Origin of the sequence: Allocoleopsis franciscana PCC 7113, from assembly GCF_000317515.1 — a bacterium.
Lineage (GTDB): Bacteria > Cyanobacteriota > Cyanobacteriia > Cyanobacteriales > Coleofasciculaceae > Allocoleopsis > Allocoleopsis franciscana.
The window spans coordinates 3613990-3632072 of sequence record NC_019738.1; the positions used below are offsets into that span (position 1 = coordinate 3613990).

12 protein-coding genes are annotated in these 18083 nt (G+C 44.6%); 5 read left to right on the forward strand and 7 right to left on the reverse strand.

Annotated elements, in window-relative coordinates:
- Positions 1-177: 177 nt before the first annotated feature.
- The gene (locus tag MIC7113_RS15155; protein WP_015183031.1) at positions 178-1209 is read left to right on the forward strand and encodes an AraC family transcriptional regulator; all 1032 of its coding nucleotides are present in this window, start codon (positions 178-180) and stop codon (positions 1207-1209) included.
- Between the two features lie 17 nt (positions 1210-1226).
- Here MIC7113_RS15155 and MIC7113_RS15160 read toward each other — a convergent pair whose 3' ends face one another.
- Positions 1227-6680 (reverse strand): trifunctional serine/threonine-protein kinase/ATP-binding protein/sensor histidine kinase, encoded by a 5454-nt coding sequence (locus tag MIC7113_RS15160; protein WP_015183032.1) that lies wholly within the window; start codon positions 6678-6680, stop codon positions 1227-1229.
- A gap of 334 nt (positions 6681-7014) precedes the next feature.
- Here MIC7113_RS15160 and MIC7113_RS15165 point away from each other — a divergent pair, with 334 nt between their 5' ends.
- The 3 genes from MIC7113_RS15165 to MIC7113_RS15175 all read left to right on the forward strand — a co-directional run bounded on the left by MIC7113_RS15165 (position 7015) and on the right by MIC7113_RS15175 (position 10403).
- Positions 7015-8139 carry a trans-sulfuration enzyme family protein gene (locus MIC7113_RS15165; RefSeq protein WP_015183033.1) on the forward strand — a complete coding sequence of 375 codons (1125 nt, stop codon included), beginning with the start codon at positions 7015-7017 and terminating at the stop codon, positions 8137-8139.
- A 173-nt stretch (positions 8140-8312) separates the two neighbouring features.
- The gene (locus tag MIC7113_RS15170) at positions 8313-9320 is read left to right on the forward strand and encodes an endonuclease/exonuclease/phosphatase family protein (RefSeq protein ID WP_015183034.1); all 1008 of its coding nucleotides are present in this window, start codon (positions 8313-8315) and stop codon (positions 9318-9320) included.
- A 57-nt stretch (positions 9321-9377) separates the two neighbouring features.
- A complete protein-coding gene (locus MIC7113_RS15175; RefSeq protein ID WP_015183035.1) occupies positions 9378-10403 on the forward strand; it encodes a DUF2278 family protein in 1026 nt (341 codons plus the stop codon).
- Here the strand turns inward: MIC7113_RS15175 and larB are convergent.
- The 3 genes from larB to MIC7113_RS15190 all read right to left on the reverse strand — a co-directional run bounded on the left by larB (position 10400) and on the right by MIC7113_RS15190 (position 14911).
- On the reverse strand, positions 10400-11185 hold the full coding sequence (gene larB / locus MIC7113_RS15180; protein WP_015183036.1) for a nickel pincer cofactor biosynthesis protein LarB: 786 nt from the start codon (positions 11183-11185) through the stop codon (positions 10400-10402). The genes MIC7113_RS15175 and larB overlap by 4 nt on opposite strands.
- A gap of 102 nt (positions 11186-11287) precedes the next feature.
- Positions 11288-12994 carry an ABC transporter substrate-binding protein gene (locus MIC7113_RS15185; protein ID WP_226883650.1) on the reverse strand — a complete coding sequence of 569 codons (1707 nt, stop codon included), beginning with the start codon at positions 12992-12994 and terminating at the stop codon, positions 11288-11290.
- Positions 12995-13141: 147 nt separating this feature from the next.
- On the reverse strand, positions 13142-14911 hold the full coding sequence (locus MIC7113_RS15190) for an ABC transporter substrate-binding protein (RefSeq protein WP_041780081.1): 1770 nt from the start codon (positions 14909-14911) through the stop codon (positions 13142-13144).
- Positions 14912-15075: 164 nt separating this feature from the next.
- On the opposite strand from MIC7113_RS15190, the gene MIC7113_RS15195 reads away from it, so the two are divergent.
- Positions 15076-15669, forward strand: a complete 594-nt coding sequence (locus MIC7113_RS15195) for a Uma2 family endonuclease (RefSeq protein WP_015183039.1) — start codon at positions 15076-15078, stop codon at positions 15667-15669.
- 299 nt (positions 15670-15968) lie between these two features.
- On the opposite strand, the gene MIC7113_RS15200 is transcribed toward MIC7113_RS15195, so the two are convergent.
- The 3 genes from MIC7113_RS15200 to MIC7113_RS15210 all read right to left on the reverse strand — a co-directional run bounded on the left by MIC7113_RS15200 (position 15969) and on the right by MIC7113_RS15210 (position 18083).
- Complete coding sequence (locus MIC7113_RS15200; protein ID WP_015183040.1) at positions 15969-16403, reverse strand: hypothetical protein; 435 nt, start codon at positions 16401-16403, stop codon at positions 15969-15971.
- A 322-nt stretch (positions 16404-16725) separates the two neighbouring features.
- Positions 16726-17355, reverse strand: coding sequence for an SH3 domain-containing protein (locus MIC7113_RS15205; protein WP_015183041.1), 630 nt, complete (start codon positions 17353-17355; stop codon positions 16726-16728).
- An 89-nt stretch (positions 17356-17444) separates the two neighbouring features.
- Positions 17445-18083, reverse strand: a complete 639-nt coding sequence (locus MIC7113_RS15210) for a DUF4352 domain-containing protein (protein WP_015183042.1) — start codon at positions 18081-18083, stop codon at positions 17445-17447.

The window sequence follows — 18083 nt, forward strand, 5'->3', positions numbered from 1 at the left end:
TTAATTTCCTTTAGGGGATACTTGATGTAGGAAAGCCTGTCGCTCCTGTGCGCTTTTAGCTCTTAGTTGTAATTTAAGAGATATAAAGCCCTCTCCACAGTGACCCACGGCGTCAAAACATTGACCGCAAGTGTCAATTTCACAACTGGCATCACTTAGGTGTGGAAAAGAACTCAAATGCCGTATACCGTATGGTTCAGGTACGTCAAAGTCGTTCTACATGCTGCCGCCAAGGCCAATTTAGAGACTCAAACTTTGCTCGGCGCGGTTGGACTCGACTCCTCCATCCTTGAGGCTACCGATGCGCGAATTCCCCATGAAAAAGTCTATGCCCTCTGGCGGGAAATTACCCGACTTTCGGGTGATGAGGCGATTGGATTGCGTTTAGTCCAGTTAGTTGAACCTGAAGTCTTGGATGTGGTGGGCTATGCGGCTTACAGCAGTTCTAACGTAGGCGAGGCGTTGTCCCGGTTTATACGCTACAGTCGGTTAATCCACGAAGGGGCAAAGTGGACGTTGGAGACAAAGGGTAATGTAACGCAAATTACTCATTCAGTTCCAGGAAGTCATCTTCCCCTACCCGGAGTGCTATGCCAGTGGGTTTTGGCAACGATTATTGTGAATGTTCGCAGAATGACGGGTTTGAATTTGGTACCGCTTCAGGTCGGTTTTCAACACCAACAACCAGACGATATTTCTTATTATCGTGAGCTGTTTCAAGCTCCTGTGGCGTTTGAGCAAGCGGTTAACTCCTTTACCTTTGATGCGGCATGGCTCAATCAACCCCTGTTAAAATCAGACCCTGGACTTTGTGCGCTGCTAGACCGATATGCGGAAGAATTATTAGCCAAGTTGCCTCGAACCGAAAATATTGTCGATAGTGTGCGTCAAGAAATTAGTGTGGGCTTACGGGGTGGCGATCCGGGGTTGGATGCGATCGCAAAAAAGCTGAAATTTGCCCCTCGGACTCTACAGCGTAAGCTCAAGGAAGCGGGTACTTCTCATCAAGAACTCCTGGATGAGATGCGGCGAGAACTTTCCATTCACTATCTGCAAGAACGCCAAATGGCGGTGTACGAAGTTGCGTTTCTTTTAGGGTTTTCGGAAACCAGCGCTTTTCATCGAGCCTTCAAACGTTGGACGGGGACAACTCCGGGGGAGTTCCGTCGCACCTTAAGTGAATCGGCTTATATCAACGTGAAAATATAGCATGGATCAGGATTGAGTTAATGGAGTGGAAGAGTAATGACAAACTCCGTGCCCTGCCCCACGTTTGAACTATAGGTTAGCTGTCCACCATGTGCTTCTTCCACAATTTGACGTGAAATTGATAGCCCTAATCCTGTTCCTTGACCCACGGGTTTTGTTGTAAATGATTGGTCTAATACGAGCTGTTTAACTTCTTCTGACATCCCTGCCCCATTATCTTGAATCCGAATTACAATGTTTTGATGATCTACCGACAGTGCCGTGTGAATTGTAATTCTATTAGGATGGGCTTGAATTTCCTCATAGGAGTATCCTTGATTCAATTCATCTAAAGCGTCAATGGCATTGGCGATGATATTCATAAACACTTGATTGATTTGTCCAGGGTAGCACTTGACTAGGGGTAAATTCCCATATTCTTGAATAATTTCAATGGCTGGACGTTTATCATTCGCTTTCAATCGATATTTCAAAATTGTCAACGTGCTATTAATCCCCTCATGAATATTAAAATCCACTTTATCAAATGTATCGGAACGAGAGAAGGTTTTTAAGCTAGTGCTAATATGACTAATTCGCTCTGCTCCTTCCTTCATTGAAGATAGAATATTGGGTAAATCTTCCATCAAATATTCCAACTCAATAGAGGCGATTTCTTGCTCAATTTCTTCTCCAGGTTGAGTAAATTTATGTTGGTATAATTGCAAAATACTTAACATATCCTGTACATATTTTTGAGCGTAGCCTAGATTACTGGTAATAAAACCAACCGGATTATTAATTTCGTGTGCCACAACGGCAACCAACTGACCTAAAGTAGACATTCTTTCACTTTGAATCAATCTTAATTGAGTCTGTTTGAGTTGTTGCAGAGACTGTTCTAACTGCTGAGCATATCGTTGAGATTTTTGATAAAGTCCAGCATTTTCTAAAGAAATAGCCGCTTGGGAACAAAGTAATCCTAGAATTTCTATTCGATTTCTGGTAAAAGCACCGATCATTAAATTATTTTCTAAATAAAGAATTCCTATCAGCTTGTTTTGATGGATAATAGGAGTACACAAAAGCGACTTAGTTTGATGTTGAATGATGTAAGGTTCGGCTGCTAAATAGGCTTGGCTCGTGGCATTATCGAGTACCAACGTTTCTCTTGTATGTTGTACATAATTAATCGCACGTAGAGGAATGTCGGTGCTAGATTCAACCGGAACAGAGGGTAAAACACTCACTTTCGTTGGACTGCTTTGAGCTACCACTTCAATCACTAAGTGGTCTTGTTTCTGTAAAATGAAAACTCCTTTTTGAGCACCTGCATTTTCGATAATGACTTGCATTAAAGTAGATAGCAATTGATCGAGAACAATTTCTCCAGAAATGGCTTGTGAGGCTTTCAGGACTGAAGATAAATCCAAGAATTGAGAAACAGGATTACTGCTGGTAGAGAGTGTTTCTGTCGTTAAATGACTGAGTGTACTACTCATGCCTTTGCTAATTTTTTCTCTTTGTAAAATGGGAGTCATTAATTGAGAATAGCGTTTTTCTAAATCATGCACTTTTGCCTTAGCTCCCCACCGGGCATAAGCATAATAAGCATGAATCAAATAAGCTTGAGCAATGGTTTCTTTTCCCCAAGCCAGGTAAAATTTTGCCGCAAGTTCATGAGCAAGTGCTTCTTCATTAACGTACTCATACTCTTTAGCGAGGCTAATCGCTTTATCATAAGAGTCTATAGCTTCAAAATTTTGATTTAAAACTTTAAATTTTTCAGCTTCTACAAGGTGAAATTTATGTAAAAAATTCATGGGGGCATGATGTGCCCACAACTGAATTTTTTCTTGATTACTATTGATTTTAACCAGATGCTGTTCTTGTTCCGATTTTAAGACATTTGGATATACTGCCAGCCGCACTAAAGAATCATAGAAGTAGAATAGGGGTACATTAAGCATCCCAATCACTCCATCTAAATACTGTTCCGCTTGAATTGCATTGTGTAAGGCTTGTTGGACTTCTCCAAATAGATAACAGATAATCAATTTGTGGAAATGAAAATAATGAAGTCCGTTTCGATCATTAGCATTTTGATGAAATGGTAGCATGGTCTGTTCATTGTAGGCTTCACCCATAAACAAGCAGGGATTTTCCGACCGTCCCAGCAGATTCAAGACAGCTTGATGAATAATTTGATTGTAATTCAATGCCGCTTCTTGTCGGAGTTGAATAAGGCTTTGACTAAAAGATGCGATTTTCGGTTCAAGTTCTGTTAATTCCAGACCTGAAAAATAAGAAATTTGAGATTTTTCTTTGGCTGAGTAACCACATTCTAACTCTCCAGTTTCTAATCCCCTAGAATAACCTTCTTGTAAAAGAGGCAAGCAGTTTTTGATAGGATTTTTTCCATATAAAACATGAGCCGCAACGGTATAAAATACTTTGGTTTTCAGTGCATTGGCGTTGAGTTGATCCACTAATTTGAGTGCCAACTTACCAAATTCATCACCTAAGTCAATTTCTAGAAGAACACCGTTTAAAATCAGCCCATACAATGAGTAGGCAAAGCAAGATAAGGGAGCATTACCATAATGAATGGACAGATGAACCATTTTCAACACAATCAAGGGCAGCAGTGCTGGAGCTGTAATATAGGCAGGAGAAACTAAACTTGATAAAATTCTTAAACTGGCTAGTTTATCTGGCGCTACCATTGCTGGCAGATTAATCAAATCTTCGATTTTTCTCCCCTTAAAAAGGGATGCCATTTCTTGGAGTTTTTGCTGAATATCTAAGGAACTTGGTTGTCTCGGAAAACTAACCTCCAATAGATTGAGAACTTCGAGTCCCATCTCCACAGCTTGTTTCGGTTTAACCTGCGCCGTACAGGCTGCTAGTTGCACTTCATAAACCTTTACCTTATCTAGCAGTGTTCTCGCTTGATGTAGTACCACATCCGCCAATTCCTCCATCTGCTGAAAATCTGTGTTCAGGTAGGCGGCTTCCACTGCTGCGACAGACAGCGCCAGTGTCAGGTCATACTGAGTCTGCCAGCCATCGTCGGCTAAGAGTTCCCTCCCGACCGTAAAATATCCTCTAGCCGCTGCATAAGCCGTTGCACTTAACGCTTTGCGACCCGCTATCAGGTTTAACTGTGCCAGTTCCTCTCGTTCGTGGCAATCACAGATTAATTCCACCCCATAATTCAACGAATTGACAATCTCAAAAATTTTCTCTTCTCGTTCTACTTCTGAAGTATTGTGTAATAGTCGTTGACCGATTTTGAGGTGAGTGTGCTGTTTTTGGTTCGGGGGAATTAAAGAATAAGCGGCTTGCTGCACTCGGTCATGTAAAAATTTGTACCTGGGTAATGGATAATGGGTAATGGGTAATAGATTTGAGTCTTGCTGATTATCCTCTGAGTGAAAAAACTTATAAACTTCGCTGATGGGAATAATGACGCCTTCTTGCATCGCTGTCCACAAATCAGCCGCCGTTTCAAGTTGAGATTTCTCATAAACAATAGAGAGAGTTTGCAAATCAAAGGAGTTGCCGATACAAGCCGCTAATTTCAGGACGCATTGGGTCTTTAAGGGCAGTCTTTGTAATTGGCTTGCCATGAACTCAACAATATTGTCACTGGCGGCAACTGTCCTCAACAAGGCAATATCACATTGCCAATATTTATGATTAAAATCAAAGGTAATCAATCCTTCTTTATACAAAAAATTTAGGAATTGATTCGTAAAAAAAGGATTACCTTTTGTTTTTTGACTCACCAGTTCTGTAAGAGGTTTTGCTCGTTCTAACGGACAGGAAAGAGTGTCAGCAATCAGACGATTTAGGTCAGGTTGGCCGAGGGGAGTTAAAGTAATTTGGTTGACCCTAAGATAAGCTGTTTGTCTATCCTCATTAGCTTTACGAATTTCTTCTAAAGTGACCTTGAGAGGATGAGCCAAATTGACTTCGTTATCCCGATAAGCCCCAATAATGAGTAGATAAGAATTTTGAGTTTCACTCATCAATAGTTGGATTAATCTCAAAGAGGCTGAGTCTGCCCATTGCAAATCATCCAGAAAGATCACCAACGGTGTGTGAATGATAGGATAGCGGGACGAAGTTGAGAGATGTTCTTGATTCGTAAAAACAGCAATAAATTTTTGCAAAAGCAGATTGAAGCGATTTTGAGCCGCACTACCCGATAATTCAGGGACAGGAGGCTGTTTGCCAATAATGCGTTCCAGTTCAGGAATAACATCGACAAGAACTTGAGAATTTTCTCCCAAGGCCGCTAAAATTTTCGCTTTCCATTGATGTAATTGAACATCACTTTCTGTGAGCAACTGTTGCATCAAAGTTTGGAAAGCTTGTACTAAAGCAGAAAAGGGAATATTTCGTTTGAATTGGTCAAATTTACCTGCAATAAAATAACCGCGTTGCCGGACAATCGGTTTATGAATTTCATTGACAACAGCCGTTTTACCAACGCCGGAAAATCCTGACACCAGCATCATTTCTGTTGTACCTTTGCTCACTCGATCAAAGGCAGCGAGTAAAGTTGCCACTTCAGTTTCTCGACCATAAAGTTTTTCGGGAATCACGAAGCGATCGCAAATATCTCTTTTTGCCAGCTCAAAGGATAAAATACTTTCCTGCGTTTGCCATTGTTGCCAGCAATTTTCTAAATCATGTCTAAGCCCATAAGCACTCTGATAGCGCTCTTCTGGCGTTTTAGCCATTAACTTTAGGACAATATCATTTACCATTTTGGGGATGGCTGGATTGACCTCGATCGGAGGAATGGTTACCTTAGCAATATGAGAATGAACTAGCTCTATGGGGTCAGTACTCCAGAAAGGCAATTGGCCTGTTAGAAGTTGATAAAATGTTACCCCTAAGGAATAAAAGTCTGTGCGGTAGTCAATCCCTCGATTCATCCTTCCCGTTTGTTCTGGGGACATATAGGCAAGAGTGCCTTCGATTCCATTGGGATTTTGTAGGATTGGATTTTCCTTCGGCAAGAGAGAAGAAATACTAAAATCAATGATTTTAATCTGCTTAGTTTCAGGATTAATGAGAATATTCTGCGGTTTAATATCTTTGTGAATTACACCATTTTGATATAGACCTTCCAAGGTTTGAGCAAGCTGCATCGCCAGAGGTAAAAATTCACCTAAAGCTAACGGTTGCCCTCGAATATAGTCTTGGAGAGAAACACCTCCCATATCTTCCATCACCAGAGCCAACCCGTTGCGATAAGTCTCTACACTATAAAATTGAATGACGCCGGGTAATCTGAGATTTTTAGCGATAGTGTACTGATTGCGGAAATGCAGCAGTTCCGAAAAGGTAGGATATTCGCTCTTAAGGATTTTGATAGCGACAGATTGCTGGGTTAAGTTCTGCCGTCCGTGATAAACTTGGGTTCGGGAGCCGTCGTAAAGTAAGTTTATTATTAAATAACCGGGAAGTTTAATCATAGTAACAGTCTTAATGATTTTACGGCTGAATTGGATAATATTCTAATTCTCCCAAATCTGGTGTGATGTAATCTTGATCAGTCTTTAATCGCTATTAAAATTTTTGACAAAAACCTGACTCTAACTATCATGACTCTAAGTCCAGGTAATACACTAACAACAGTCCTGCTCAAACGACTCAACCTGTTGTATCTGAGTGGAGAAGTAAATATTTTTGGGGATCAGTGATTTTTGTCATACAGTACAAGTAAGATTTCGGTGTAATACGTTTTTCCATCAATGTATTACAAATTGCTTCTTAAAAATTATTAAAAAAAACGGTAAGGGCTAATCCATGAAAATTGAGACACTAGCTGTACATGCAGGTCATCACGTCGATGCGGCAACAGGAGCGATTGCACCCCCCATCTATTTATCCACCACCTTTGAGCGTCAGGTCGATGGCAGCTATCCTCATGGATATAAATACATTCGAGACAATAATCCCAATCGAGAAGCCTTAGAACAATGTTTATGTCAACTAGAGGGAGGAGTGGCCGCCGCCGCCTTTTCTTCAGGTTCAGCCGCAACGATGAGTGTATTCCAAGCGCTACAACCTGGAAGCCATCTGATTGCACCTTTAGATGCATACTCTGGAACCACCTCTCTGTTGCGAGAAATTTTTATCCCGTGGAATTTGTCCGTCACGTTTGTGGATATGACCGATCCTAGCGCTGTCGAGCAAGCGCTTGAGCCTAACACCAAGCTGATTTGGGTGGAAACCCCCTCTAATCCCATGCTCAAAATAATCGATATTGCCAAGATTGCAGACATCACTCATCAAGTCAATGCCTGTTGTGTTTGCGATAATACCTGGGCAACACCAATGGGACAAAATCCCTTTCAATGGGGTGCCGACTTAGTCGTGCATTCTACGACCAAATATCTGAGTGGGCATAGTGATGTGATGGGAGGTGTCGCGATTACCAAGGCGGCAGATGACTTTTTTCAAAAGATTCGCAGCATTCAAACCCTTGGTGGTGCGGTCGCTTCTCCCTTCGATGCTTGGCTTGTCTTGCGCGGGATTCAAACCTTACCCTACCGCATGAGAGGCCACTCAGAAAATGCGCTGAAAGTGGCAAGGTTTTTGAGTGAACACCCCCAAGTGGAGACAGTGCATTATCCAGGACTTCAACACCATCCAGGACATGAGATTGCTCAGCAACAGATGCAACTGTTTGGGGGAATGCTGTCATTTCAAGTAAAAGGAGGACGAGAGAAGGCTTTTGCCGTTGTGGCAAAGGTAAAGCTTTTTAAGAGGGCAACCAGCTTAGGCGGTGTAGAAAGTTTAATCGAACATCGTGCCTCAATCGAAGGTGCTGGAACAAAAACCCCAGAGAATTTATTGCGTGTTTCGGTAGGTCTTGAACATCCAGACGATTTGATCGAAGATTTGGCTCAATCGCTGAATTTAGATTGACTCAGATTGCATCGGAATTCTGCAAAAACCTCAGCGTCCCTCAGCGTCTCCCACTGCGCCCTCTGCGTTAAAAAAAATGATTCCAATGCAAACGGATTCGATATGACACAGCATCTCCGGAACCACCCATTCTCCCCTTGAAGTAGCCTACGAGCACTTCAGGAGGCAGCCTGATGCCCATCAAGTTACGCATTGCTACATTCAACTTAGAAAACCTGGACGACAAACCGGGAGAAAAGCCCACTCTGGAGGAACGCATCGCCGTCATGCGACCTCAACTTCAACGGCTCAATGCCGATATCCTATGCTTACAGGAGGTTAACGGACAGGAACAGGTGGGGCAACCTCGCCAGCTTTTGGCGTTACAAAAACTCATTGAGGGAACACCTTACGCTAACTTCGCCTCTGTGAGTACCATGACCGAGGATAAGAAGCAAGTCTACGATGAACGCAACCTCGTCATTCTTAGTCGCTTTGAGATTCTCGGACACCAACAGTACAAACACAAATTTGCCCCACCTCCTTTGTACCGCACGGTGACCGCGACTCCAGGGGATAAAGAAGCGAAGGAAGTAACCTGGGAGCGACCGTTCTTACACGCTACCATCAAACTCCCCGATAGTCAGATTCTCAATATCATTAACGTCCACCTGAAATCTAAACTACCCAGCCCGATTCCAGGGCAAAAGCTCAACAATTATACTTGGAAAACCCCCTCTGGGTGGGCGGAGGGATTCTTCCTGTCGTCGATGAAGCGAGTGGGACAGGCGCTAGAGACACGGATTTTCATCGATCAGTTGTTTGATGCCGATGAAGAGGCGCTAGTTGTAGTCTGTGGGGATTTTAATGCAGAAATCGACGAAGTTGCAATGGAAGCCATTCGGGGAGATGTTGAGAATACAGGAAATGGCAAGCTCTCGAAGCGGGTAATGGTGGCTTGTGAACGTAGTATTCCTGAGCCTGCGCGGTTCTCCTTGTTACACCACGGTAAGGGGAGAATGTTAGACCATGTGCTGATTTCGCGGAGGTTACTAGCGTACTACCGGGGGGCAGAAATTCATAATGAGCTGCTGCACGACGAATCCCTCGCCTTTGCCACTGATATGCTGTATCCCGAATCCGATCACGCACCCGTGATTGCTCAATTTGAGCTGCCAGATGGTAATTTGCTGAACTCTTAGCAGATTCATGACCGAATTGAATTGAGTGAATTAATTAACCCAAGGAGACAAAAGAAAATGCCTATCAAAAATTACGGTGTTTTGAAAGGTCGGGCTGTGGCTGGCAAGATGGAAAATGATGACAAAAGCCCACATTATCAAGTACATGTCAAAGATAATCAACAGAGCTACCGCCTTGCCATCAATGTTCAGTCAGTGCTGGCTCCCGTCGATTTGTTGTACTTCGTAGACGACGATTTTGATCACTCCATTACTGACAAGCTGACTGCGTTAGATTTGGGTTTTCATCTATTGCCGAGCAAGCCAGGAGAGTTGGCTTTAGACTACATCCGGGGGAACCTATTTGATGTTACCCAAATGAAGCCGTTGCCGTACAACGTGCCTGGGCCAGATAATGACCTGAATGAACTGATTGATTTATACATTCAACGGGCGATTAAATCTGACAAAGCCGTTGTGTATGCCTTCGGTGAAAAATGGGGGCCAGAGACTAAGGCGGATAAGATTTTCGGCTTCCGTCCTGGGAATGGGGTTCATGACATACACATGAATCAGGGCAGTTCAGGTACGTTTCAAAAATATAACGGGGTTTATCAAGATGGGGGGCTGCTGATTCACTTCCCAGAACGGAATCAGTGGGTTGCGGCTTTCTTTGCCTTCCAGTCGCAGTCGTTCCATACTGATGATGTGAAGGGCAACCCCTTGGTAACCACTCCTGATAAACCGCCACTGCCCTTAGATCCGACCACTCCTACGGTAGCAGCACAGGTAAGAATCATCGCGGCTTTGGTTAATCCCATGGGTGAAGATCCAGGTAAGGAGTCAGTTACCTTGCTGAATGCCTCGCCTGCACCAGTAGATTTGACGGGTTGGGCGTTAGCAGATCGGTTGAAGCGTAAGTATACGCTCACAGGAATCATCGAGTCGGGTGCTTGTATGAGAGTACCGTTGAGTGGAACTGATGTCCAACTTGCCAATGATGGCGGGATTATCACCCTTCTCGATGCCCAAGGGATTAAGATTGATGGCGTTTCTTACACCAAGGAAGAGGCGAAGAAACAGGGTTGGACTATCGTGTTCTAAATTGATTGACGAAGTTGCAACTTGTGGGCTGTCCTCAGAATTTGCCCCGCTAGGATAGCCGCACCAAAGCCATTATCAATATTAACAACGCCTATACCCGCAGCACAAGAGTTCAACATTGTCAAGAGGGGAGCAAGACCACCGAAGCTTGCGCCGTAACCCACACTGGTAGGGACTGCCACCACTGGACAATCGGCTAACCCAGCCACGACGCTGGGTAATGCGCCTTCCATCCCAGCCACAACAATTAGAACATCGGCTTGTGCGATCGCATCTCGATTATTCAGCAAGCGGTGGATACCTGCAACCCCAACATCCCAGAGGCGCTGCACTTGAAACCCGCAAAGTTCAGCGGTGACAGCGGCTTCTTCTGCTACGGGTAAGTCAGAGGTTCCGGCAGAGATGAGACTAATCAGTCCCGCATAGGTGGGTTGGGGTGCGGCAGGTGCTAACGCACAGATTCGAGCTGTTGAATAATATTGAACATCAGGGACTTTTTCTTGCAACTGGGCAAAAACATCTGGCTCAATTCGTGTTGCCATCACCACCGGATTATGCAGCCGCATTGCTTCCATAATCTGAGCAATTTGGTCCGGTGTTTTGCCTGGGCCCCAAATTACTTCGGGAAAGCCCGTTCTCAACGTGCGATGATGGTCAACTTTGGCAAAATCCCCCACGGATTCATAGGTAAAATTCTTCAGTTTATCGAGGGCATTAGCAGGGCTGACTTGACCAGCGGCAACGGATTCTAACAAGGATTGTAAGGCTTCAGGTTGGGTCATTCTACAAAAAATCTCTACAGGAATTAACGCCTTGTTTAAGGACTACTCTTTCGGCAATGGTATCAAAGGGAATGTCAGAGTTCAGTTGCTGTGTTTTCCTATTCAATCAGTCACCTTTAGTTCATAAAGGTTCCAGAAAGGGCCACCTAAAGCCGTGTATTGAATGCCTTGAAAGCGATCGCGCACGGCTTGCAGATTCAGTCGTTCTACCAAATGGATGAATGGCAATTGTTCGGCGGCAATTCTCTGATATTCAGCATAAATGGCCTTGCGTTTTTCCTCGTCCAGTTCCTGTACACCTTGGAGATAAAGACGATCAATCTCTCTTTCCCAATCGGAAGTTTCCCAACCAATGAGATTAGAAGTGCCTGGTTTTGGTCCTTGATTAAAGGCGTGTGAGGTTCCCGCAATTGTCCATATATTGCTAGCGCTATGAGGTTCAATGCCTCCTCCCGCAAATCCCCCAAGATAACATTCCCAATCCTGCGTATTTTTCAGTTTTGCTAGGTAAGCATTAAAGCTGAGAATTCGTAGATCAACTTGTATCCCAATTTTGTCTAGATCTCGTTTAATCTGCACAGCCATGTCTCCTCTGACTTTTCGTTCTGAATTCGTGAGGAGAGTAAATTTTACTGGATTTCCTTCAGCATCCAGAAGCCGATTTTGAGCATTGTATTTAAATCCGGCTCCTAGCAATAATTGCTTGGCTTTTTCGGGGTCGTAATTGTAAACCTTTAAACCCTCTTCGGGTGATAGGTAGAAGGGGCTTGTGGGATAAACAAATGAATATTGAAGTTCACCCAATCCCCGAAAAACATTAGTTTTCATGGTTTCGCGGTCAATGGCATAGGCAACCGCTTGCCTGAATTCTTTGGTATTAAACCAGCGAGATTTGATGGGATCGACTAGGGGTTGATTTTTAGAATTTTTGGCTTTATTCAGATTGAAAGCAATAAATGTTGTGCTTGTATCAATCCCACCGTTATAAATTTTAAAGCCAACTCGCTTTGCCTCTTGTTTGAGCAAGCTAAAAGCCTCCGGTGCTACTTCCAAATCATCCAATTGCCCTGAACGGAAACTGATGAGTTGAGTGTCGGTATTTTCGATAATTTGCCAAACAATCCGCTCAATATAAGGCAGAGGATTCCCTTGAGTATCTTTGCGCCAATAGTAAGGATTGCGCCGGAAGATTACACGCTGGCTGGGGGTGTAGCTTTCCATCACATAGGGGCCATTACCGACAATTTTTTGAGGATCGGTTTCAGTTCCCCAAGTGGAAAGAAACTTAAGCTTGCCATCTGAACCAGTGGTGCGGACAGATTCCTGTAAAATATGAGCTGGCATAATGGGGATGCCACCCACATATCTCAGGAAGGGAGCAAACGGTTCTGGGACGGTGAATTCAACCCGTCGATCATCAAGTTTTTTCACAGTGGGGAATGCACGGCTTTGACCAATTCTTAGAGCATCTTGGGTTGGTGCAGGAATTTTGGGATTGAGGTAGATTTCGTTATAAGTAAAAACCACATCATCTGTTGTGAAAGGTTTCCCATCTGACCACTTTAATCCTTCCCGTAACGTAACCACAATCCTCTGCTTGTCTTCTGTCCAGGACTCCGCTAAACCCGGTTCTAGTTTACTCGTTAGGGGGTTCTCATTGATTAATCCGTCGTAGAGAAAACCAAAAACACTGTAGGCAGACTGGTTGAGAGCATAGTTAAAGGTTGAAGGTTCACTGAGAACAGCGACAACAATTTGAGGCACTTGAGCCGATGCCGTTTTTAATTTCGCTAAGCTACAACTGGTCATTGTCACTACCAGCATAGAGGTCAATGAAACCAAGAACCACCGACAGCGAGTAAGGAAAGAGAAGAAAGTCGAAGACATAAAATAAATGAGAGATATTTTTGAGTATTTAGACAACAAAATCGCTTGATTTTACAACTTAATCAGTGACTATTTCTCTACAGTTTTAAGTTCGTAAATGTTCCAGAGTGTTCCTCCAAGAGCAGAAAATTGAATGCCTTGAACGCGATTACGTACCGCAGACATTGAGAGTGGGCTAACCAGGTAAATAAAGGGTAAATAATCCTGCGTAATTCGTTGGGTTTCCGCATAAATAGCTTTACGTTTGGCTTCATCTAACTCCTTAGCTCCCAGGATGTAGAGGCGACCAATTTCCCGCTCCCAGTCTGAAATTTCCCGTCCTTCAATTGGCGGTTGTCCAGGTTTAGCGGGTTGATTGAAGCGATGCGATCCACCATTTACAGACCAGACATTCGCCCCATCATTTGGCTCAATACCCCCTGTAAATCCTAGCAAATAACATTCCCAATTGATTGTATTGTTGAGCTTGTCGAGAAGTGTGTTAAACGCTAAGGGAAAGAGATCAACTTGCATACCGATTTGGCTCAAGTCTGCCTGAATTTGGGCTGCCATAGCCTCGCGAATTTTATTGCCCGCATTGGTGATTAGGGTAAAGTGTACGCGATTGCCATCGGCATCGAAAAGTTGACCTTGCTTGTTGTACTTGAAGCCTGCTCCTAGGAGTAATTCTTTGGCTCGTGCTGGATTGTAATCATAGATTTTAAGACCCTCTTGGGACGAAAGATAGTAGGGGCTTTGTACAGAAATAGGTGAATTTTGTAATTCTCCCAGTCCCCGAAAGATATTGTTGTTCATTTGCTCACGATTAATCGCGTGCGCTACGGCTTGTCTAAAGGCTACAGTATTAAACCAACGAGATTTAATCGGATCGATCAGGGATTTCCCGTTCCTTCGACCTTTATTTAGATTAAAAGCAATAAAACTAGTTCCTGGTGCTGGCCCATCTTCGTGAATTGAGAAGTTACTCCGCTTTTCTTCGCGTTTGAGCAAAGAAAAATAGTCGGGAGAGATACTTAAAACATCTAATCCTCCAGAGCGAAACTGAATTAAGGATGTATCGGTTGATTCTACAATTTGCCAAATGAATTGTTCAATATAAGGTTGAGGCTGCCGCCAGTAATAAGGATTTTTCTGGAAGATTACACGCTCGTTAGGAACATAACTAGCGAGTTGGTAAGGGCCATTGACAATAATCGTGCTAGGGTCAGTAGAAGTGCCCAGCATTGTGAGAAATTTGGGCTTACCTTGAGCGTCTTTGGTGGTAATTGATTCCTGCAAGGAATGGGCAGGTAAAATAGGAAGACTAGTAATCCGTAAAAAAGGAGCAAAGGGTTCTGGTACAGTAAATTCGACTTGGCGATCGCTGAGTTTTCGTACCGTCGGCAATGCTTCACTTTCTCCAATTTTTAGGACATCTCTCACAGGGGTGGGAATCAATTCATTGAAGTAGATTTCATTGTAGGTGAAAACCACATCATCCACGGTTAGGGGTTCGCCATCAGACCACTTCAATCCCTGCCGCAGGGTAAATACAATGCGTTGCTTGTCCTCAGAAATCTGCCAACGTTCTGCAAGGGCAGGCTCAATGGCTCCGGTGAGTCCATTTTCAGTAATTAATCCCTCATAGATATAGCTAAACACATTAGGCGATTCACTGCTGAGGGCATAATTAAAGGTCTTGGGGTCACTCAGGGTACTCACCACTAATCGCGGAATCTGCGCGGCTTGAGTTTTGTAGTCTGCTAATCTACAGGAGGAAAATGCGATCGCGCTGAACATCACTAGCATGACCGCTAGCCAGTGACGCCAAGGTGCAGGAATAGGGGCAAAAACTCTCATAATTTCAGTGTAGGAGCAGAGCGCCAAACCTATTGTCACTGTAGCGAAGCCTTAATGGAGGCTGACGCTGAGTGATTGGCAAATCCTACCGTAACGTCATACGGTGCAACGCCGCAGAGTCCTTCGCCCATAATAAAATTAACCCTGTTGGCAGAACATCACCGATGGAAACTCTAACGCTGAATGTACCCCCTGCTGTTGGTCTGACAGACGAGCAATTTTATCAGCTATGTGTGGCAAATGAAGAGTGGCGGTTGGAGCTAACAGCAAATGGAGAATTGATTATTATGCCCCCAACTGGCGGAGAAAGCGGCATCAGCAATGCTGGGCTAACGGCGAAACTTTACAACTGGAACGAGCAAACCAAGCTGGGGAAAGTCTTTGACTCTTCAACGGAGTTCCGATTACCCAATGGTGCCAAACGTTGTCCCGATGCCTCTTGGGTGCTGCGCGAACGATGGGAAGCCTTACCTCGTGACGATAGGAAGCGCTTCCCTCCCCTCTGCCCAGATTTTGTGGTCGAACTGCGTTCTGAGACAGATTCTCTGGAGCAATTGCGCTCAAAAATGGGTGAATACCGGAATAATGGTGCTCGCTTGGGGTGGCTGATTGACCCCCAGACGCCGTTAGTGGAAATTTATCGACCTGCGGTTGAGGTAGAAACGCTCCATTTTTCCTTGAACGAACCGCCTATTCTTTCTGGCGAAGACGTGCTGCCTGGGTTCGTCCTAGATTTGGCTCCTATCCTGAATCCTTGAATCGTCGTCGCATCCCCCATGCTTGTAGTTTAGTCACCCCCGCCAAGAAATTAATTTCTTGCGTCATAGCTCAAGTCTATTGAAATGGACTGAAATTTTTATCCAGTCGTCTTTAGACGACTTTAACTATTAGCCAGGGGTTTAAACCCCTGGCGGGTTATTGCGACTGGTGCAAGATGTCAGGATTACTACTTCTTATACCATTTCACTTTTAATCCGTTACACATCGACCCCCCTAGCCCCCCTTATCAAGGGGGGAACAAGAAAACTATCTGTAGCAAGCATTTAGTGAATTGGTATTACTGCCCCGTTCGCTGGCGATCCACAAACTTGTTATTGGGGCTATTCCACCAAAGCTGCCTAGCTGTTGTCTCGCCCACATAGCAAGCGGGTTCATCCCCACCTTCCTGGGCATAGGCTGAGCGTCCTTTACAAGCATTACCACCGAAGGCGACATCATAAGGACAGGGGCAGTTTGGGTTTGCTTTGGTGCTGCGTTGGGTGGCAATTTTGGGGACGCGAATGCGACGGGGTTCTGTCAGGGTGCGTGTCGTTCCGGCGTCTTGAGCGCGGGTTGGGATAATTTTGAGGTTTTGTACTGACAGTCCTAGGACTAAACTTGTTACTACTAATGCAGCAATCTTTGTGTTTCGCATTCGGGCGATTTGATCGGAAAGTGCGATCGCATTTATCTCTGGTTGGGAGGCTCGCAGTGCGGTTAGGCGTTGCTGCATGATTAAGTAACGAATAGCGAGGGTAATGAGGGAGTTGAAATTGCAGGAAGAGGAGAAAAATAGCCTATTTGCGAACGCGGCGTTGGACGTGATTGCTGTCTTTAGGTTTGCAATTTGAAGATATGGCTCTTCCAGGACTTAGTATGCCAAACTATCAGTTGAAACCGATGATAAACGTGATACCCCGCAATTTTCCGCAATTTAGTGCCTCCGCCGCCCCAATGAATTCTAAATAATGCCCAAAATTCTTGCAGGGCAAGAATTTTGGGCATCGCATGAGGCGAATTAGCATACTAGGTACGGAAGAGCCTCATTTACCGAATTACGGGCAGGTGGATAAGGGATTCCCACACTGAGCTTCCGGTTCAATCCATCCTTTTAGCCCTTCATGTTCAACCAAAGCCCAAGATTGGCTACACCCTAAAAGTTTAACCCCGGTTGCGGGTGGAATCCGTCCCATAACAGAGCTTTGCGTATTGGCACTCTTGTACACGGAGACACCTTGAGTCCCATAACCACGAGTACTGGTGCCCAACAGTTGAGAGTGAACCCAGCCAGTTCCCTGGAATTCGACTTTATCAGGGCTTTCCGCTTTAGAGATCTGTACCCAGTTCCCTTTAGACCCTGTAATATCGACAATGACACCAATCGTTGTGGTCGGCAAATTCCCAATAACCTTCTGGCTCTCACCAGCTCCAGAACGCACATTAACACCTTTTGGGTCTTTATCAATCACAAAGGCAGTAATATCACAAGTCTGCTGTGCCTGAGCCAAACTCTGCGGAGCCTCAGACTGGGTTGAAGATTTTGAGGTTTGTGCGATCGCAGGCGAACCGATCGCATTTAAACTGGAGGATGTGCTACCTGGCTGAGAGGTTCCTGTCACCCCTCCATCCTGGCATCCAGCGGCGAGACTCCCTAAAAGTAATGTCACCAGTATTACGTTTCTCATCGCAGTTCTCCCTCATCGTTTGCTAAAAATTAAAACCGTCGAGCCGTCATATCTGTATCTTCCAAACGACTCAATACTAGATCAGGGGGTTATTTGAGCTTGATGGCAACTGGCTCACAATTGACTGTTTCTGCGGCCTTGGGCTGCCCAGCCAGGGCTTCGCAAGCATCCCGATTGGGTTGAAAAAGCAGCTTCAGCCCTTGAGCACGCTCTGGGACTTCAAACGCAACCTCACCGCGTCGCTGATCCCCCGGTTGGATTGAACCGGTAGGGCTTTTCACATCTTCCAACGCCCCTGCCAATAGAGCAACCTCATAGGGATTATTTTGACTATCCATCAGTTCAAAGGATACAACCGACAAGGTTTTGGCTTCCTGTCCTTTGTTAGCAATGGTCGTCGATACCACAATCCATTTATGACCTGAACTGGGCTGAATTACTCCTTTTCCTGGGTGTTCGCGGATTCCGTTAACTTTAAATTGCAAACTCAGGTTTTTATCTTTTATTGAAACAACGTCCCCCATGTTATGAGTGGATTTGGGCAGGGGGACGGCTGAAGGTTGTACGCTAGACTCCTGAGCTGAAGGGTTACGACTGGAGCTTTGTGTAGAAGTAGGCGTCGATTTCGTAGTGTCCTGCGGTGGCTTGGTGGAAGAACACGCCGTGACGAGGGCGAGTAGAGTCAGGGTTGCAGTCCAACTAGTGAGTTTTCTAGAGACGTGATTCAT